We start from the raw sequence: 18,642 nt of genomic DNA on the forward strand, positions 1-18,642 counted from the left end.
GCAGAAATTCAGAAAGCAGCGATGATGTTGACCCACACCCGGTCGCCCTGCGGCTTATTTTCCACCGCGAACTCGCTCATATACTTGGCGACAGCGGTGAGTTTTCCGGACGTGTACATGATCTGCGGGCCGAGACCGACCGCCTGCCCTTCAAAGCCGCCGAACACGGCGCCAAGGCCACTGTCAGGCGTGGTCTGCTTATAGGCATAGCCGCCGACGCCGATGGCGAACGGGCCGAAATGCTTGGCCGCCACGAAGTCCGTGTGCAACTCCTGGCCGGACTGGTAGTTGGTATCCTGGTTCTCCGTGTTGAAGTCGTACATGACCTTCGCGGAGAACTCCCAACCATCCTTATTCAGGTAGGTGAAGGCGAAGACGGGCGTGAAAGTGAAGTAGTTCCGCCCGGTATTGGCGAGCGAGTTCGCATCGTAGCGCCCGGTCGGCAAGGTGATGTCGAAGCCGGTGATGAAGTTCCAGTCGCCGAAGTGCCAGCCCAGAATAAAGGGATCGATGGTGATATCGCTGATGCCGGTGGAATGCCCCGACATGCCGCCGAAGGACGCGTCCACGCTGGCGATGGGCAGGAAGGCGTGCATGGCCCAGTTGGCGCCCAGGATCTGCACATCGGTAACATAGATGGCGCGGAATACGGTGGCCGCGGCCGTGGCACTGAAGTCGTTGAAGAGCGGACTGCTGTTCTTGAAGGTGCTGGCCGTATAATATTCGTTGTAGCTGACCAGATAGAAACCGGGCGGCGGCAGATAGCCGGTCATGAAGCTTTCGGCGCCGTTCTGGTAGGAGCCGCCACCACCTTCGGTGGCGTGCGCCGCCCCCGCGCCGCAGAACAGCAGCGAAGTGGCAACAAGAATACGCTGTGCTGTGTGAGACATCGTGACCCCAGTGTCAGGTTTCGCCGCCAGATTTGACTTCCGGCTGGCTCCCGCGTCCCCGCAGGTTCTGGAGTCACTTTAGAAAGGCGCACGGATCGCCCTCAATTGGGGACGATCGCAGACCTATTAGGGTTTTCCCTAATGGATGTCGGGGGTCTCCCCAGATGCCGGCTTCACGCCGCACACCATCTGCACAATCTTGGCAAGGCTGTCGGTGCCCAACTTCTGTCGAATATTGGCGCGATGCACCTCGACGGTCTTGGGACTGATGCCCAATTCATGGGCGATCTGCTTATTTTGATGCCCTTCGATCATCAGGTCAAGTACCGCCCGCTCGCGGGGGGAGAGGGAATGCAGGCGCTGGGCCCGGCGCGTATTGTGCTGCGCCTCGGCAAAAAGGCGTGCGCCTTCCGCCACGGCCGCCTGGATGGTGTCGATCATCACCTGATAATTGAAGGGCTTCTGGATGAAGTCGAAAGCCCCGCTTTTGAGCGCCCGCACCGACATGGGCACGTCGCCATGGCCGGTGATGAAGACGATGGGCAAGGGCGCGCCCCGCCGCGACAGCTCCTTCTGAAGGTCGAAACCGCCCATCATGGGCATGCGCACGTCGAGCACCACGCAGCCGGGCCTGCCCGTGTCATAGGCATCGAGGAACTCGGCCGCCCCCGCGCACACGCGCAAGTCACACCCAACGGATTCCAAAAGGAAGCGCAGGGAGGTGCGCACCGCGTCGTCGTCATCCACGATATAGACGACAGGCACGGGGGCCCCGGCCTCCGGTCGCGGCGGTGTGCTCATGCGCGGCCTCCCTTTTCTTCCTCGATGGGCAAGGCGACGTGGAACACCGTGCCCCTCGCCCCGGATGTCGCCCACATGTGCCCGGCATGGGAATCGACGATGGTGCGGCACAGAGCCAGGCCGATGCCCAGCCCCTCCTTCTTGGTGGTGTAGAAGGCGTCGAAGATCTGGTCCGGATTCATGCGCGGCAGGCCGTGGCCATTGTCCTCCACCGAGATGCGCACGGCGCGCGGCAGCCGATCGGTGGTGATCCGCAGCACCCGCCGCCCGGGCGCCGTGGCGGCCATCGCCTCGATGCCATTGAAAGCAATGTTGAGGATGACCTGCTCGATGAGGATGGGGTCCGCCACCGCGCTGACCGGCTGCTCGCACAGCCCATATTCCACCCGCGCCTCGGATCGCTCCGCCTTCAGGTCGATGAAGGAGGCCACGTCCCGCACCATCTCGTTCACATCCACCTGCTGGCGCTGGGGTTCATTTCGGCGCGTGAAATTGAGGATGGACCCCATGATGCGCCCTGCCCGCTCAGCCTGGGCATTCACCTCGCGCAGCGCCGTCAGCGTCTCGTCCGGATCGAAGCGGCCGCTCTCCAGGCGATGGATGCAGCCGCCGATATAATTGCCGATGGCCGCGAACGGCTGGTTCAACTCGTGGGCCAGGGCCGAGGCCAATTCGCCCATGGAGCGGCAGCGCGCCACATGCTCCAGCTCACGCTCACGCTCGCGTGCCTTGCGCTCGGCCTCCACGCGCTCGGTCACGTCGCGGTAATTGACCAGGATGCCCTCCATCTCGGAGGTCCGCAGCAGGTTCTTCACCGTCGCCTCGTGATGGCGCCAGCCGCCGTCGCGGTGGAGGATGCGATAGGTGACGTGCTGGGCCCCATCCGCGTCGGCCGGGATCTGCCCCTCGGGACGCAGCAGCAGGCGGACCCGTTCGATGTCCGCAGGATGGATATAGTCCAGCACGTTGCGGCCGGTGGCGCGACGTTCGTCATAGCCCAACACCGTGGAGATGGAGGGTGACACATAGCGCAGCCGGCCGTTGGGCTGCACGATGGCAATGCCATCGGAGGAATGCTGGATCAGGCGCCGGAAATGGGCCTCGCGCGCAATCAGCCGCTCCTCATAGAGCTTGCGCTCGCGAATGTCGCGGAACAGCGCCAGCACCAGCCGGCGCCCTTCCACGGTGATGACCTTGAGGTTCACCTCCACCGGCAGCTCATCGCCCCCGCGCGGCAGTATGGTCCACTCAAAGGTCGAGCCGCCCTGCTCGCTGGCGCGGCGGATGAGCCGCAGCGCCTGCTCCGGGCAGAAGGGCTTGCGCGGCGGGCTGATGCCCGCAACCGTCATGGTCAGCAATTCATCGCGCGAGTACCCGGTCAGCAGTTCCGAGGTCTCGTTGGCCTCCAGGATCTGCCCGTCGTCAGGATCATGGATGAAGATCGCGTCGCTCGCGTTCTCGAATGCGGTTCGGTAATGGCTGTCGGAAAGCTGGCTCATGGCAAGCTGGCTCGCAGGGGCAAAGGGCGCAATCGAGGGTACATGCGACAGTCATGTGTCGTTTCCCCGCCCATTTTCAAGTCGCGATCCTACGGTGCACATTTTTTCCGCATCGGCGCCGAGGCTTCGCGGAGGTGAGATGCCCTGCCGCGAACCACAACCGGAAAGTTTATTCCACTTTGAAGCAAACCAACACCAAGAGGCCCCGGCGCGCGACCCGCAAGCCGAGGCACGTTCGCGCTAAGGTTTCATTTCGCACCAAAAGCTAAATCCACGACTCACACAACCGACTCAAGCCATCGCCTGCGGCAGAAGATAGCATGGCATCCATATAACCCTACGGAAGACTTGCTAAAAGCTATATTCCGTCATACACGCATTGCATGATGGGATATGGTCGTATCTCGCTGATAAAACTACAATTTATGCAGAAAATTCCGGAGTGGAACAAAACCGTCTCCTCACTCCAAAAGGCCAACCAATACCAATTCAACAGAAGATTTATTTCTTTTCGCGCGCTCTGAAACTTGATAAGACAAATTACTCGCGATGCGAGCACACTTGATTTCAGGTTGCTGTGCACCGCGAACATGCGAGCTGAAGGCTCCCCCCGAGGGCGCGAGCTCGCGGTGAAATTTGAGCTACCCATGCCAAGCCCTGACCGGCATGGGCTAGCGGGCCGGATGGTGAGCCCCCATTTCACCGTCCGGCCCGTCAAACTGCCCCCGGAGCGCGACAAGAGAGCCCGCAGGAAACGGCGTGGACCACGGCTGGTGGCCGGGAAGGGCACAAGGGCGATCGCTGCGTGTTAAGCGCAGTCACATCAGGTCCCGGCACGACGGGGCAACCTATGTCACGGGATAAGGGCGCGTCCGCGCGCTCTACGCACGGGGCGTGAATGAGGAGCCCGCCCGCGCCGCCGCACGCGGCGTGCGCCTCCCCTTCAACGGAAGCCTTGAAATGCCTCAGGCGTGCCCTAAGGCCCGCTTCGCCTCGGCATAACCGTCGGCAATATTGGCCTGCACCGCGAGATCGGAGAAATCATAGTCGCGCGAAGCATGCTCCGCGCCCTGGCCGCTGCGGACGATGCGGGTCATGGAGCTCATGGCGCCATCGCCCATGAGCTGGATAAAGGCGGGCAGACGCTTCACCTTGGCCGCCTCCACATCGTCGAGGCGGCTGACGATGTGGTCGACCAGCTTGCGATAATATTCGATCTTCTCGCGATAATGCAGATCACTCTGCACCCGTTCGGAATAGACGATCTCCTCGCGCCGCGCGAACACTTCGATCATGTTTGAGGGCAGCGGCCGGCGGCCGGAGAACAGGTCGACGATGAAGACCCGCTTGCCGTCCGGCCCGCAGCGCTCCAGCAGCAGATCCAGCGGCGAATTGTTGACGATCCCGCCATCCCAATAAGGCTTGCCGTCGATGATGGTCCAAGGGAAGCTCGGCGGCAGGCTGCCGCTGGCCAGAACGTGGTCGGCGGTCAGCTCGTCCACATAGCTGTCGAACACCTCCAGGCTGGCGGTGGTGACGTTCACCGCGCTCATCAGCAGCCGGACCGGGCTGTCCTTCAAGGTGGAGAAGTCCACATATTTGGCCAGCAGCGCCTTCATGGGCGAGGTGTCGTAATAGCTGGTCCAGTTGGCCGGCCAGTCCTCCGGCCCACGCGGGGGGATGACCCAGCGCGGCGTGAAGAAGTTCGGCACGCCCATGGTGAGAATGGTGGAGGCCGCCGCCGCCCGCCGCATCTCCAGAAAGGGGAGCTGCGGGGTGGCCACGGACAGGTCGGCCCAGAAGGATTCCAGCGCCTCTGTGGCATGGCGCGGATTGGCCGCCACCACCGCGCCGTTCAGCGCGCCGATCGAGACGCCGGCGACGATGTCGGGGAAAATGCCCTCTTCCTCCAGCGCCTTCACCACCCCGCACTCGAACGCGCCGAGCGCGCCGCCGCCCTGGAGAATCAGCGCCGTCTGGGTGGGGATGTGATCAAGCACGAAGCTCGGCTCGCGCAGGCGATGCTTCACCGCGCCGAGAGACACCCGATAGCGGATCAGCCCTTCCGCCACCCGGATTTCATCGGGCGGCCGCCCCACGGTGAACAGTGCGCGCGGCACATCTCCCTTCAGGTAGAAGAGCCCGAACGAGCCGTTCTCCAGAGAACCGCGCGCAATCCAGTTGTCCGCCTCCTCGGTGGCGCCGAGCACGTTGAAGCCGATGTCGCCCACCTCGCAGAAGAAATAGGAGACTTCGTCATAGCGCAGCCGGCGCCCCAGCATGTTGCGGGCGGCCAGCCGGCCCTGCTTCAGCGCATTGTCCCAATGCTGCAGGTGACGGCGTCGGGCGAACACGGGATCATGGAAATTGGTGATGTCGCCGGCGGCGAACACATTGGCGACGCCCGTGCGCAACTGTTCGTCCACCAGCACATAGCCCTCGTCGTCGAGGGGAATGCCGCTCCCCGCGAGAAAGCTGGTGGCCGGGGTCGCGCCGATGGAAACGACAACGAGCTCGCACGGCACCCGGCGGCCGCCCGCGGTTTCCACCCCCTCCACCTTGTTCTTGCCGCGCACGGCGCTGACCGCGTCGCCCAGCAGCAGGGTGGCGCCCCGCTCGCGTGCATAGCCCTCGAAATATTGGGACAGGCTGTGAGCTTCCAGATGGGGCAGAAGGCGCGGCCCCTTCTCGATGATGGTGACCTTGAGGCCCTTCTCCAGCAGCGACATGGCGATTTCCATGCCGAGATAGCTGCCACCCAGCACCACCGCCCGCTTGGCCCCGACCATGGCGGCGCGAATGGCATCCGCATCGGTCTTGTGGCGCAGGCTGAAGACGCCGGGCAGCTTGGCGCCCGGCACGTCCAGCGGACGCGGCTTGGCGCCGGTGGCGATCAGCAGTTGGCCATAGCCGATGTGCTCGCCAGCGGCGGTGACGATCTGCTGCTTGACCGTGTCGATCCGCACCACCTTGGTGCCCAGCACCAGCGAGATGGCATTCTCTTCATAGAAACTCTGGGGATGGATGTAGATGTGCCCATCCGGGTCGTCGCCCAGCAGCAGGCCCTTGGACAGGGCCGTGTGATGATAGGGCGGCACATCCTCGGCCGAAACCATCATCACGGAGCCGGTGGCCCCCTCCGACCGCAGGGTTGCGGCCGCCGAAGCACTGGCGATGCCGCCCCCGAGCAGCAGGCAGTCCGCATAGCGCGTGATGCCGCCATGAAGCTGCTCTTGCGCTGGTCCGACCGCGTTCATCGCTTCCCCTCGCCAATCCGGCACCAGGAGCCGGCACCACATGGCGCCTGCTCCTGGTGACCTGTCGCGACAGAGGATAGCCTAGCGACATGACACGCAATCAAAAAGATCGCTGTCGCGCCGCGCGGGCGCCGGTTCAGCCGGCCTTCCGGCTCCCGTAATACTTGGCGATGGCGAGCACCTCGCCCACGATGCCCCTGCGGAACAGCGACACCGCGGCCACGAAAATGACGCCCTGGATCACCAGCACCCACTCGCCGAGCCCGGCAAGATAGTTCTGCATGGTGACGATGACAGCGGCGCCCACCACCGGGCCGAGAATGGTGCCCATGCCGCCCACCAGCGTCATCAGGATCACCTCGCCGGACATCTGCCAGGCCACGTCCGTGAGCGAGGCCAGCTGGAACACGAGCACCTTGGTGGAGCCCGCAAGACCCGCCAGGCCCGCCGACAGCACGAACGCGAGCAGCTTGTACTGGTTCGCCCGATAGCCCAGCGAGATGGCGCGCGGCTCATTCTCGCGGATGGCCTTGAGCACCTGCCCGAACGGCGAGTGGATGGTGCGGTAGATGACCAGGAAGCCGATCACGAAGATGGCCAGCACCACGTAATACAGATGCACGTCGTTGGTGATGTCGATGAAGCCGAACAGCGGCCGGCGCGGCACCGACTGCAGACCATCCTCGCCGCCGGTGAAGGGGGCCTGGAGGCAGAAGAAGAAGAACATCTGCGCCAGGGCCAGCGTGACCATTGCGAAATAAATGCCCTGCCGGCGGATGGCGATGATGCCCACGACGAAGCCCAGCGCCGCCGCGAACGCGACGCCCGCCAGAATACCCAGCTCCGGCGAGAAGCCCATCACCTTGATGGTGTGGGCGGTGATGTAGGCCGAGCCGCCGAAGAACATGGCATGGCCGAACGAGAGCAGGCCCGTATAGCCCAGCATCAGGTTGAAGGCGCACGCGAACAGCGCGAAGCACATCACCTTCATCAGGAACACGGGATAGACGCCGAACGGCGCCACCAGCAGCACCGCGATGGCCGCAAGGCCCATCACGGTGAGCACGGACGAGCCACCGGAGGCGGCGCCGGCCGGGGCGCGGGAAGAAGAACTGGTCGATGCGCTCATGGCAGCCGCCTCACTTCGCCGTGCCGAACAGGCCGGCGGGCTTCACCATGAGCACGATGGCCATGATGACGAAAATCACGGTGGACGAGGCCTCCGGGTAGAACACCTTTGTGAGACCCTCCACCACGCCCAGGCCGAAGCCGGTGAGGATGGCGCCCATGATGGAGCCCATGCCGCCGATCACCACTACCGCGAACACCACGATGATGAGGTTTGAGCCCATGGTAGGGCTCACCTGGTAGGCGGGCGCCGCGAGCACGCCGGCGAGCGCCGCCAAGCCCACGCCGAAGCCGTAGGTGAGCGTGATCATGCGCGGCACGTCGATGCCAAAGGCCTGCACCAGATCCGGCCGCTCGGTGGCCGCGCGCAGGTAAGAGCCGAGCTTCGTGCGTTCGATGACGAACCAGGTGGCGAAGCACACCACCAGCGAGGCCACCACCACGAAGGCGCGGTAATTGGGCAGGAACATGAAGCCCAGATTGGTGCCGCCCGGCAGCGGATTGTTGTAGGGCAGGCCCGACGACCCGTATTGCCGCCGGAACAGCCCCTCGAAGATGAGCGCGAGGCCGAAGGTGAGCAGCAGGCCGTAGAGATGATCGAGATTATAGAGGCGCCGCAAGAGCGTGCGCTCGATCACCATGCCGATGATAGCAACGATCACCGGCGCGATGACGAGCGCGCCCCAGAACGGCACGCCCAGATAGTTGAGCAGCATCCACGCCGCGAACGCGCCCATCATGTATTGCGCGCCGTGGGTGAAGTTGATGACGTTCAACAGGCCGAAGATCACCGCGAGCCCGAGGCTCAGCATGGCGTAGAACGCGCCGTTGATAAGGCCCAGCAGCAGCTGGCCAAACAGCGCCTGGGGAGGAATGCCGAGAAGCTCGAACATGGGACATCCGTCTCGTCAGGAGAAAGCGGGCCGGCCCGCGGGGGAAGGTCGGCCCGTCTCGAGTTGGCCTCAGCCCTTCTTCACCAGGGGGCAGTCGCTCTCGCTCAGCGGGCGGAACGCTTCATTGGCGGGAATGGTCGCCTTCAGGATGTAATAATCCCACGGCCCCTTGGATTCGGACGGCTTCTTCACCTCGTAGAGGTACATGGGGTGGATGTGGCGCCCGTCCGCGCGCACCTCGCCCTTGCCGAACAGCGGGTCGTCGGTGGGGATCTTCTTCATCTCGGCCACCACGGCCGCGCCATCCTTGGCGGACTTCAAGGCCTCGACCGCCTTCAGATAGTGCAGCACGCCCGAATACACGCCGGCCTGCACCATGGTGGGGCGCCGGCCGCCATTGGCCTTAGCGAATTCGTCTGCGAACTTGCGGTTGGCGTCGGTCTGGTCCCAGTACCAGGCGGAGGTGAGGTTCAGCCCCTGCGCGGTCTTCAGGCCCAGCGAATGCACATCGGTGAGGAAGATCAGCAGGCCGGCAAGCTTCTGCCCACCCTCGACGATGCCGTATTCCGACGCCTGCTTGATGGAATTGATGGTGTCACCACCGGCATTGGCAAGGCCGATGATCTTGGCCTTAGAGCTTTGCGCCTGCAGCAGGAAGGAGGAGAAGTCCGCATTGTTGAGCGGCACCTTCACGGAACCCACCACCTTGCCGCCATTGTCCACCACCACCTTGGAGGTGTCGCGCTCCAGCGCGTGGCCGAAGGCATAATCGGCGGTGAGGAAGAACCAGGTGTCGCCACCAGTCTTCACGATCGCCTTGCCGGTGCCGTTCGCGAGCGCCCAGGTATCATAGGTCCAATGCACGGTATTGGGCGTGCAGGCCTTGCCGGTGAGGTCGGAGGTGGCGGCGCCGGAATTGATGAAGACCTTGTTCTTCTCCTGCGTCACGCCGGAGACCGCGAGGGCCACGCCGGAATTGGGCGTGTCGAGGATCACGTCCACGCCTTCCGTATCGTACCACTTGCGGGCGATGGAGGTGCCCACGTCGGCCTTGTTCTGGTGGTCGGCGGCGATCACCTCCACCTTCAGGCCCTTGGCGGCGGCACCGAAGTCTTCCACCGCCTTCTTGGCGGCCCAAACCGAGCCGGGCCCGCCGAGATCGGCATAAAGGCCGGACTGATCGTTGAGCACGCCGATCTTCACGGGAACGGGGTCTGCAGCCTGGGCCACGCCGATGCCGACGAGGCTCGTGGCCGCCAGCAGAATGGCAGCAAATCGCATGATGTCTCCTCCGTGCCGGACTTTCGCCGGCTTTATATTTGTCAGGAACACAAGTGCACTGGGCGCACTGATCGAATCACACGCCCAGGAATGCTTCGAGACGCGCCGCGTTTTCCGCGATCTTGTCATTCTCCACCATGTCCACCACGCGACCATGCTCGACCACATAGTGGCGGTCGGCGACGGTGGAGGCGAAGTGGAAGTTCTGCTCCACCAGCAGCACCGTGAAGCCCTTTTTCTTCAGGTCGCGGATGATTTGGCCGATATGCTGCACGATGACGGGGGCCAGGCCCTCGCTCGGCTCATCCAGCAGCAGCAGCTTGGCGCCCGTGCGCAGGATGCGGGCGATGGCCAGCATCTGCTGCTCGCCGCCGGAAAGCTTGGTGCCCTGGCTGTTGCGGCGCTCATCGAGGCGCGGGAACAGTTCGTGGATCTCGTCCACTGTGAGCCCGCCCGGCAGCACCACCGGCGGCAGCAGGAGGTTCTCGCGCACCGAGAGAGACGCGAAGATGCCGCGCTCCTCCGGGCAGATGGCGATGCCGAGGCGGGCGATCTTGTTGGGCGCGAGGCCCACCGTCTCCGTGCCTTCATAGCGGATGGAGCCGGCACGCTTGCGCAAGAGGCCCATGATGGCCCGCATGGTGGTGGTCTTGCCGGCGCCATTGCGGCCGAGCAGGGTCACCACCTCGCCGGGATGCACGTCGAAGGTCATGCCGTGCAGCACATGGCTCTCGCCATAATGGCCGTGCAGGTCCTTCACCTGAAGCAGGGGCGCGTTGGTCTCGGCCATGTCAGTGCGCTCCATGCCCGGTGCCCATATAGGCCTCGACGACCTGCGGGTTCTTGGAAACCTCGGCATAGGGCCCCTCGGTGAGGATCTCGCCGCGCGCCAGCACGGTGATCATGTCCGAGAGGTCCGCCACCACCGAGAGATTGTGCTCCACCATGAGGATGGTGCGGTTGGCCGAGACCCGCTTGATGAGCTCGGCCGTGCGGGCGATATCCTCCCGGCCCATGCCGGAAGTGGGCTCGTCCAGCAGCAGCATCTCAGGGTCAAGCGCGAGTGTGGTGGCGATTTCCAGGGCGCGCTTGCGGCCATAGGGCAGCTCCACCGCGAGATGGTCGCGATAGGAGGTCAGGTCCACGTCCTCCAGCAGCTCCAACGCGCGATCGTTCAGCTCGTTGAGCGTCGCGTCGGACTGCCAGAAGCGGAACGAATTGCCCAAGGGCCGCTGCAGCGCGATGCGCACATTCTCCAACACCGTGAGATGCGGGAACGTGGCCGAGATCTGGAACGAACGCACCATGCCCTGCCGCGCCACGTCGGCCGGCGGCGTACGCGTGATATCGCGGCCGTTGAGGCGGATGGTTCCGCGGGTCGGCTCCAGAAACTTGGTGATGAGATTGAAGCATGTGGTCTTGCCCGCTCCATTCGGCCCGATGAGGGCGTGAATGGTGTGGCGGCGGATCTTGAGGTTCACGTTCTTGACGGCCGCGAACCCCTTGAACTCCTTCGTGAGACCTGATGCTTCAACGATGTAGGGCACGTCTGCGACGGTGTCCATGATCGGTGGGCGCCCTCGTGTTGAGGCCATGGGGGCGCATGCGCGCACGCTGTGCGCACCCTTCTGGCGGTTTCCTCCGGATCGGCACCTTGAGCGGTGCGCTTTATCGTGCGGCGCACCCTAGCACGCGATGCGCCGGATGCGTCAACCGGTCCTCCCAGCGAACATTCGTCCGCCGAGAGGCCAAGTCCTTCATACCACAATGCGGAATAGAACGAGCGTACGCTCGGAAAAATTTTTGTGATGCCCACATGGTTGAGGGCATCCACGCCGCGCACCGATGCCCTGGCGGGCCCGTTGCACCGGCGTGCGAGCCGTTATTGCGCCAGGGCGCGCGCGTCCCCGTGATAGGATTCGTTCGGCCTCATGTCGGTGGCGGAGGCCAGGCGATTCGTCATGTTGAAGAAACCGGTGACGGCGCCGATATCCCAGATGTCCCGCTCCGTGAAACCGACATTCCGCAGAGTGGCACGATCAGCCTCTTCCACCTCATGGGGGCGCTCGGTGAGCTTCACGGCGAAATCGAGCATGGCGCGCTGGCGCGGATCGAGCCGGGCGGCGCGATAGTTCATCACCAATTGCTCGCCCAGCACCGGATCGCCCGACAGCTGGCGCACCGCTGCGCCGTGGGCGGTGAGGCAGTAATAGCAGCGATTCACGCTGGAAACGGCAACGGCGATCATCTCCCGCTCCAGCTTGGACAGACCGGAGGGAGCCAGCATCAGATCGTTGTACATGGCGGAAAAAGCGGAAAGCTTCGCCAGGTCGAAGGCATAGGCCTGCAAGACATTGGGCACGAAGCCGATCTTGGTGCGGCACTTCTCGAAATACGCCTCATTCGCCGCGTCCAGCTCCGCCATGGGCAGGTCGAGCGCGATGGCGGGCGTGTCGTCCCGCTTGCGCGTCACCACCGCGGCAGCCTTGGCCGGGGCGGAAGCCGCCTTCGGCGCGGCGGGCGCCCGCTTCGCAGGCGTGCTGGTTTTTTCGGCGGCGGCGCTTTTCGCTCTTGAACGGGCGGCCGCGGTCTTCACTGTGGGGGGCATTGGCGTTTCCTCGTCATCTTGGCGTCGTGGCTCGGGCCGAACGTTCCCTACCGGGAACCGACGGTTCCAGGAGGAACCGGGCCGGTGCGGGCGAGGGCGTCCATTCGGGGGAGTGGCCATGACTGTTCAAGGCGTTCAGACTGCCGAAACCGATCATGACGTGCAAGGACGCATCGACGCGATCCGCGCCATCCTCTCGGCAACCGCGCCCGAGGTGCCGGAGTTGTTCGCCCGCACCTTCCTCGGCGCCATCGCGCCGGAAGACCTCGCGCCCCTCGATCCGGCCCTGGCCGCCGGGCTGATCCGCGACGCCTGGACCCACCTCATCACCCGCCCGCGCGGCGTTGCCGACGTGCGCGTGTTCGATGCCGGCACGGGCGCCGCGGCCGTGACCGTGATCGAGGCCATCAATGACGACATGGCCTTCCTGTTCGATTCCGTCGCCGGCGAGCTCGCTGATCGGAAACTTCAACTGAAGCTTGCAGCCCACCCGATCTTCCATGTGGTGCGCGACCGTGACGGCAAGGCCTCGGGCCTCGCCGAGCATTCGGACCGGGAGGCGGAGGACAATCGCGAAAGCCTCATCCACCTGCACGTGGCCACCATCGACGCCGCAGAACAAGTGCGCCTCAAGGCCGGCATCGAGGCGACGCTGGGCGATGTCCACGCCATCAATGCCGATTTCCAGGCCATGCGCCGGCAGGCGAAAAGCCTGGCCAAGAGCCTGCGCAAGGACAAGACGCCCTATTCCGAAAAGGACAGGCTGGAGGCCGCCGACGTCATCTCCTGGCTCACCGAGGACAATTTCACCTTCCTCGGGGTGCGCACCTACACGCTGGATGGCAAAGGCGGACTGGAGATGGACCCTGGCTCCGGCCTCGGCGTGCTGCGCGACCCCACGGTGCGCGCGCTGCGCCTGGGCGACACGCCGGTGGTGACCTCGCCGGAGATCCGCTCCTTCCTGGAAGGGCCGCTGCCTCTGGTCTTCTCCAAGGCCAGCCTGCGCTCGCGCGTGCACCGGCGCAATGTCATGGACTATGTGGGCATCAAGACCCACGACGAGAAAGGCCGGCTCACCGGCGTCGTCCATCTCGTGGGGCTCTTGACCTCGGCCGCCTACACCCATTCGGTGCGGGAAATCCCCTATCTGCGGCTGAAGGCCGATGCGGTCGTGCGCGGCTCCGGCCTGGAGCCGGAGAGCCACTCCGCCCGTGCGCTGGAAACGGTGCTCGAAACCTACCCGCGCGACGACTTCTTCCAGATCGAGATCGCCACCCTCGCCACCCACGCCCGCGAGATCCTCTCCCTTTATGACCGGCCGCGCGTGCGGGTGCTGCCGCGCCTGGATCGCTTCGGCCGCTTCGCCTCGGTGCTGGTCTATGTGCCGCGCGAGCGCTTCGATGCGGAGGTGCGCGAGCAGGTGGGCACGATCCTGGAAGGCGCCTTCGGCGGCGCCATCTCCGCTTTCACCGAAAGCTTCCTGGCCGCCGTGCCGCTCACCCGCGTGCATTACACGGTGGACCGCTCGGGCGGCCCGACGCCGCAGCTGGAGCTGCCGGCGCTGGAGCGCGCCGTTTCGGCCGCCACCCAGTCCTGGGCCGATCGCCTGTGCGCCGCCATTACGGCTGACCCCGTCCTGGCTGGGACCAATGGCGCCCTGCTGCGACACCGCTACGGCCCGGCCTTCGATGCCGGCTACCAGGCCGCCTATGACGTGACCACCGCCCTCGCCGACATCGAGCGCGTCGAGCGTCTGTCGCCGGAGCGCCCGGTGGCCATCGACTTCTACCGGCGCCCCAATGATGCGGCCACGCGCATCTCCCTGCGCCTGCTCTCATACGGGGCGCCGCTGCCGCTGTCACTGCGCGTGCCCATGCTGGAAAACATGGGCCTCAAGGCCATCAACGAGCGCACCTACCGCATCGAGCCCCAGGACGGCGACAGCATCGCCAGCGAGGAGGAAGCCGAGGGCACGCCCAGCGTGGAACGCTGCTGGCTCCACGACATGTCGCTGGAGCGGGCCGATGGCGGCGCCATCTCCATCACCGGGGCGGACGAACGCCTGGAGGACTGCCTCAACGCGGTGCTGCGCGGAGCCGCCGAGAATGACGGCTTCAACGCCTTGGTGCTCGATGCCGGCCTTTCCTGGCGCGAGGCCGCTTTGGTGCGCACGCTGGCACGCTACCTGCGCCAGGCCGGCCTTCCCTTCAGCCTTGATTATCTGTGGCGCACGCTGGCCAAGCATGAGGCCATCGCCCGTGACATCGTGGCCCTGTTCCGCACCCGCTTCGATCCCGCCCCGGCGCTGACACCCGAGGCCCGCGCCGGCCGGGAGGGCTCCCTGCGCGAGGCGCTGGCCGGCGCGCTGACCCAGGTGTCGAGCCTGGACGAGGATCGCATCATCCGGCGCATCATCAATCTGGTCGATGCGACCGTGCGCACGACCTATTACCAGGCCGACGAGGAGGGCCGCCCGCGCGAGGCGATCGCCCTCAAACTGGAGAGCGCGAAGGTGGAGGGGCTTCCCCTGCCCCGGCCGCTCTACGAGGTCTTCGTCTGCGCGCCGCGCGTGGAGGGCGTGCATCTGCGCTTCGGCAAGGTGGCGCGCGGCGGCCTGCGCTGGTCCGACCGGCCGCAGGACTTCCGCACCGAGATCCTCGGCCTGGTGAAGGCGCAGCAGGTGAAGAATGCGGTGATCGTGCCAGTGGGGGCGAAAGGCGGCTTCGTGCCCCGGCGCCTGCCCGCCGGCGGCAGCCGCGAAGCCATTTTCGCGGAAGGCACCGCCGCCTACGAGCTGTTCGTCTCCAGCCTGCTCGACCTCACCGACAACCTGAAGGGCGGCGTGGTGATCCACCCCGCCGACACCGTGCGCCTCGACGGCGACGACCCCTATCTCGTGGTGGCCGCGGACAAGGGCACCGCCACCTTCTCCGACACCGCCAACGCCATTTCCGCCCGCCACGGCTTCTGGCTGGACGACGCGTTCGCCTCCGGCGGCTCCGTGGGCTACGACCACAAGGCCATGGGCATCACCGCGCGCGGCGCCTGGGAGGCGGTGAAGCGGCATTTCCGCGAGATGGACATCGACATTCAGACCACGCCGGTGACGGTGGCGGGCGTGGGTGACATGTCCGGCGACGTGTTCGGCAATGGCATGCTGTTGTCATCCGCCATCAAGCTGGTGGCCGCCTTCGACCATCGCCACATTTTCCTCGACCCCGCCCCCGACCCGGAACGCGCCCATGCCGAGCGCCGGCGCCTGTTCGACCTGCCGCGCTCCTCCTGGGCCGACTATGACGCGCGCCTCATCTCCCCCGGCGGCGGCGTGTTTCCGCGCTCGGCCAAGAGCATCGAGCTTTCGGACGAAGTGCAGGCGCTGCTGCGGTTCCCCAAGACCCACGCCACCCCGGCGGAGCTCATCAACGCCATTCTGAAGTCGTCCGTGGACCTTCTGTTTTTCGGCGGCATCGGCACCTATGTGCGCGCCTCCGCCGAGACCGACGCCGATGCCGGCGACCGCGCCAATGATGCCGTGCGCGTCACCGGCGCCGAGCTCAACGCCAAAGTCATCGGCGAGGGCGCAAACCTGGGCATGACCCAGCGCTCCCGCATCGAGGCGGCACGGCGCGGCATTCGCCTCAACACCGATGCCATCGACAATTCGGCGGGTGTGAACACCTCCGACGTGGAGGTGAACATCAAGATCGCCCTGGCCCACCCGCTGGAGGCCCGGGCGCTCACCCGCGACAGCCGCGCCAGCCTGCTGAAGGAGATGACCGACGAAGTGGCGCGCCTGGTTCTGCGCAACAATTATGCCCAGACCCTGGCCCTTTCCCTGGCCCAGCGCAGCGGCGCCGACAACCTCGCCTTCCAGCAGCGGCTCATGCAGATGCTCGAGGCGCGCGGCGAGCTGGACCGGGCGGTGGAATTCCTGCCCTCCGACGCAGAGATCGCCGACCGGCGCTCGCGCGGGGACGTGCTCACCCGGCCTGAGCTGGCGGTGCTGCTGGCCTATGCCAAGCTCACCCTCAATGCCGACCTTGTCGCCTCCAGCGTGCCGGACGACCCCTATCTTGCCCGCGAGCTGGTCACCTACTTCCCGCCGGAGGTGGAGGCGCGTTTCCCCGAGGCCATTGCCGCTCATCCGCTGAAGCGGGAGATCATCGCCACCGGACTTTCCAACGCCATTGTGAACCTATGCGGCCCGTCCGCCCTCGCCCGCATCGCGGACCAGACCGGGGCCGACGCCGCCGCCATTACCCGCGCCTTCGCCGTGGTGCGCGACAGCTATGGGCTACCCGAGCTCATGGCGGAGATCGATGCGCTCGACACCAAGGTGAAGGGAATGACCCAGCTCGGCCTCTATGCCGCGCTTGAGGAGCTGGCGCTGAGCCGCATCATCTGGTTCCTCGGCAATGTCTCGTTCGCCGAGGGCATTGCGGCGGTGGTGGAGCGATATCGCGCCGGCATCGCGGCGGTGGCCGCGGCGCTGGATGAGAGCCTGCCCGAGGCGTGGCGGATCGCCCGCCAGGCGCGCATCGACGAGCTCGCCGCCGACGAGGTGCCACCGGATCTGGCGCGGCGGCTCGCCTCCACCCAAGCGCTCGCGGCGGCGGCCGACATCGCGCTCCTGGCCCAGACCACGGGCCGCCCCATCCCCGATGTCGCCAGCACCTTCTTCGCCACCGGGCGCTACTTCGCGGTGGATGACCTGGTGATGCAGGCGCGCAGCATCGTGGCGCCCGATTACTATGACCGCCTGGCCCTCGACCGCGCCTTGATGCAGCTCGAAACCTTCCTGCGGCGCATCACCGGGCTGGTCCTGACCGAGGGCGGCGCCGGGGAGGCAGGGCTTGATGCCTATGTGTCCGCCCACCGCGACGAGGTGGAGCGCATGCGCGGCACCGTGCGCGACATCGCCGCCTCCGGCCTCAGCCTTTCCAAGCTGACGCTCGCGGCCAGCCTGCTTGGGGATCTGGTGCGCGGCTGAGACACGACGACGGCACCGCCGGGGCCAATGATGGGCCCGGCGGTCCAACCCAAAGGCCGGACTTTCAATAGCCGACGGTCATCCGCATGCGGATGTGGGCCGGCTTCTCGATCTCGTCGAGGAGAGCCACGGCATAGTCCTCGGCCGAGATCGCGCTGCGCCCGTCCGCCCCCACGAGAAGCTGGTCGCCACCCAGCCGGAACACGCCGGTGCGCGCGCCCGGTTCAAAGAAGGCGGACGGCGAGATGAACGTCCAGTCGAGCTCGCTTTCGGCCCGCAACTGCTGGAGAAAATCGACCCCCGGACGGGCGAAGGGTTTCCACTCCGCGGGAAACTCGGGGGTATCGACGAGCAAAACACCCGGCGCCACCTCCAGGCTCCCCGCTCCGCCGACGATCAACACACGGCGCACGCCGGCCGCCTTCAGGGCGCTGGCCAACGCAGGTTCCCCAAGGGTCTGGAAATGAAGCGCGCTCACGACCGCGTCGTGCCCCCGCAGCAATTCTGCAAGACCAGGAGCAGCGACATCGGCGGCCACCCGGGTCAGTGCGGCATGATTGGCGAGCCCCTCGGGCTTGCGCGCGATGGCGGTCACCTCGTGACCACGGGCGAGGGCCTCAGCCACGATGCGAGACCCCGCCATGCCAGTGGCCCCGAGAACGGCAATCTTCATGACATGCTCCCTATCTCCACGCTCCCGCGCATCAATCCCGCAAAGCGGCGGGACGCGACGGATCGCGCGGAGCTGATATGGTTCCCATTGAGAACCATATCCCTATCAGGAACCTGGTATAAAGAAGGCACCTTCCGAACACGAGGTAACGCCGGAGGAACCGATGGCCCCGCGCAAGGCTCCCGTCCATGAGAGGGCTCAAGGCCAAATGGCGCCGCTCCAGCCGCCTGAAGCCGCCACGACCACGAGCCGCGCGCCGGTGACGATCGACACGCAGACCGCAGGAGGCTGCCCGACCCGCAATGTGCTCGACCGCATCGGGGATACCTGGAGCGTGCTGGTTGTCCTGAATCTGATTGCCGGCCCCTGCCGCTTCAATGCTCTGCGCCGGCAGGTCGGCTCGGTCTCGCAACGCATGCTCACGGTCACGTTGCGCGGCCTGGAGCGGGACGGGATGGTGGCGCGCACCGTGTTCCCGACCACTCCGCCCCGGGTCCAATATGAGCTCACCCCCCTGGGACGATCCCTCGCCGGGGTCCTGGAGAGCCTGAATGGATGGGCCCATGAGCATTCGGGTGAAGTGGCGGCAGCCCGCCGCCACTTCGATGCCAGGACGGCGTGA

The 18,642-nt window shown here is 65.7% G+C and carries 13 protein-coding genes; 2 read left to right on the forward strand and 11 right to left on the reverse strand.

Annotation, left to right across the window (positions count from 1 at the left end; genetic code table 11):
• Window positions 1-8 precede the first annotated feature (8 nt).
• The 10 genes from L0966_RS16315 to L0966_RS16360 all read right to left on the reverse strand — a co-directional run bounded on the left by L0966_RS16315 (window position 9) and on the right by L0966_RS16360 (window position 12,174).
• Window positions 9-890 (reverse strand): transporter, encoded by an 882-nt coding sequence (locus L0966_RS16315; RefSeq protein WP_234053021.1) that lies wholly within the window; start codon window positions 888-890, stop codon window positions 9-11.
• Window positions 891-1,028: 138 nt separating this feature from the next.
• Window positions 1,029-1,691, reverse strand: a complete 663-nt coding sequence (locus L0966_RS16320; protein WP_234053022.1) for a response regulator transcription factor — start codon at window positions 1,689-1,691, stop codon at window positions 1,029-1,031.
• The gene (locus L0966_RS16325) at window positions 1,688-3,190 is read right to left on the reverse strand and encodes a PAS domain S-box protein (protein ID WP_234053023.1); all 1,503 of its coding nucleotides are present in this window, start codon (window positions 3,188-3,190) and stop codon (window positions 1,688-1,690) included. Before L0966_RS16325 ends, L0966_RS16320 begins: the two co-directional genes overlap by 4 nt.
• 965 nt (window positions 3,191-4,155) lie before the next feature.
• On the reverse strand, window positions 4,156-6,447 hold the full coding sequence (locus L0966_RS16330) for an FAD-dependent oxidoreductase (protein ID WP_234053024.1): 2,292 nt from the start codon (window positions 6,445-6,447) through the stop codon (window positions 4,156-4,158).
• Window positions 6,448-6,583: 136 nt separating this feature from the next.
• The gene (locus L0966_RS16335; protein ID WP_234053025.1) at window positions 6,584-7,576 is read right to left on the reverse strand and encodes a branched-chain amino acid ABC transporter permease; all 993 of its coding nucleotides are present in this window, start codon (window positions 7,574-7,576) and stop codon (window positions 6,584-6,586) included.
• A 10-nt stretch (window positions 7,577-7,586) separates the two neighbouring features.
• Window positions 7,587-8,468: a branched-chain amino acid ABC transporter permease gene (locus L0966_RS16340; protein ID WP_234053026.1), complete on the reverse strand. Its 882-nt coding sequence runs from the start codon at window positions 8,466-8,468 to the stop codon at window positions 7,587-7,589.
• Window positions 8,469-8,537: 69 nt separating this feature from the next.
• Window positions 8,538-9,749, reverse strand: coding sequence for an ABC transporter substrate-binding protein (locus tag L0966_RS16345; RefSeq protein WP_234053027.1), 1,212 nt, complete (start codon window positions 9,747-9,749; stop codon window positions 8,538-8,540).
• A 76-nt stretch (window positions 9,750-9,825) separates the two neighbouring features.
• Window positions 9,826-10,539, reverse strand: coding sequence for an ABC transporter ATP-binding protein (locus L0966_RS16350; protein WP_234053028.1), 714 nt, complete (start codon window positions 10,537-10,539; stop codon window positions 9,826-9,828).
• A gap of 1 nt (window position 10,540) precedes the next feature.
• Window positions 10,541-11,314 (reverse strand): ABC transporter ATP-binding protein, encoded by a 774-nt coding sequence (locus L0966_RS16355; RefSeq protein ID WP_234053029.1) that lies wholly within the window; start codon window positions 11,312-11,314, stop codon window positions 10,541-10,543.
• Window positions 11,315-11,631: 317 nt separating this feature from the next.
• The gene (locus L0966_RS16360; RefSeq protein WP_234053084.1) at window positions 11,632-12,174 is read right to left on the reverse strand and encodes a peroxidase-related enzyme; all 543 of its coding nucleotides are present in this window, start codon (window positions 12,172-12,174) and stop codon (window positions 11,632-11,634) included.
• Between the two features lie 301 nt (window positions 12,175-12,475).
• On the opposite strand from L0966_RS16360, the gene L0966_RS16365 reads away from it, so the two are divergent.
• Window positions 12,476-17,347 carry an NAD-glutamate dehydrogenase gene (locus L0966_RS16365; RefSeq protein ID WP_234053030.1) on the forward strand — a complete coding sequence of 1,624 codons (4,872 nt, stop codon included), beginning with the start codon at window positions 12,476-12,478 and terminating at the stop codon, window positions 17,345-17,347.
• Window positions 17,348-17,411: 64 nt separating this feature from the next.
• On the opposite strand, the gene L0966_RS16370 is transcribed toward L0966_RS16365, so the two are convergent.
• Complete coding sequence (locus tag L0966_RS16370; RefSeq protein WP_234053031.1) at window positions 17,412-18,020, reverse strand: NAD(P)-dependent oxidoreductase; 609 nt, start codon at window positions 18,018-18,020, stop codon at window positions 17,412-17,414.
• Between the two features lie 208 nt (window positions 18,021-18,228).
• Here L0966_RS16370 and L0966_RS16375 point away from each other — a divergent pair, with 208 nt between their 5' ends.
• Window positions 18,229-18,642, forward strand: a complete 414-nt coding sequence (locus tag L0966_RS16375; RefSeq protein ID WP_234053032.1) for a helix-turn-helix domain-containing protein — start codon at window positions 18,229-18,231, stop codon at window positions 18,640-18,642.

This window comes from Xanthobacter sp. NM-59 (genome assembly GCF_021401125.1).
In the GTDB taxonomy this organism is placed as follows: Bacteria; Pseudomonadota; Alphaproteobacteria; order Rhizobiales; family Xanthobacteraceae; genus Xanthobacter.

Bases quoted from the DNA above. Each gene is read 5' to 3' on its own strand.
- L0966_RS16335 (WP_234053025.1), bottom strand. From the start codon at position 7,576: ATGAGCGCATCGACCAGTTCTTCTTCCCGCGCCCCGGCCGGCGCCGCC.
- L0966_RS16345 (WP_234053027.1), bottom strand. From the start codon at position 9,749: ATGCGATTTGCTGCCATTCTGCTGGCGGCCACGAGCCTCGTCGGCATC.
- L0966_RS16370 (WP_234053031.1), bottom strand. From the start codon at position 18,020: ATGAAGATTGCCGTTCTCGGGGCCACTGGCATGGCGGGGTCTCGCATC.
- L0966_RS16350 (WP_234053028.1), bottom strand. From the start codon at position 10,539: ATGGCCGAGACCAACGCGCCCCTGCTTCAGGTGAAGGACCTGCACGGC.
- L0966_RS16340 (WP_234053026.1), bottom strand. From the start codon at position 8,468: ATGTTCGAGCTTCTCGGCATTCCTCCCCAGGCGCTGTTTGGCCAGCTG.
- L0966_RS16315 (WP_234053021.1), bottom strand. From the start codon at position 890: ATGTCTCACACAGCACAGCGTATTCTTGTTGCCACTTCGCTGCTGTTC.
- L0966_RS16320 (WP_234053022.1), bottom strand. From the start codon at position 1,691: ATGAGCACACCGCCGCGACCGGAGGCCGGGGCCCCCGTGCCTGTCGTC.
- L0966_RS16375 (WP_234053032.1), top strand. From the start codon at position 18,229: ATGGCGCCGCTCCAGCCGCCTGAAGCCGCCACGACCACGAGCCGCGCG.
- L0966_RS16360 (WP_234053084.1), bottom strand. From the start codon at position 12,174: ATGGCGGAGCTGGACGCGGCGAATGAGGCGTATTTCGAGAAGTGCCGC.
- L0966_RS16365 (WP_234053030.1), top strand. From the start codon at position 12,476: ATGACTGTTCAAGGCGTTCAGACTGCCGAAACCGATCATGACGTGCAA.
- L0966_RS16330 (WP_234053024.1), bottom strand. From the start codon at position 6,447: ATGAACGCGGTCGGACCAGCGCAAGAGCAGCTTCATGGCGGCATCACG.
- L0966_RS16355 (WP_234053029.1), bottom strand. From the start codon at position 11,314: ATGGACACCGTCGCAGACGTGCCCTACATCGTTGAAGCATCAGGTCTC.
- L0966_RS16325 (WP_234053023.1), bottom strand. From the start codon at position 3,190: ATGAGCCAGCTTTCCGACAGCCATTACCGAACCGCATTCGAGAACGCG.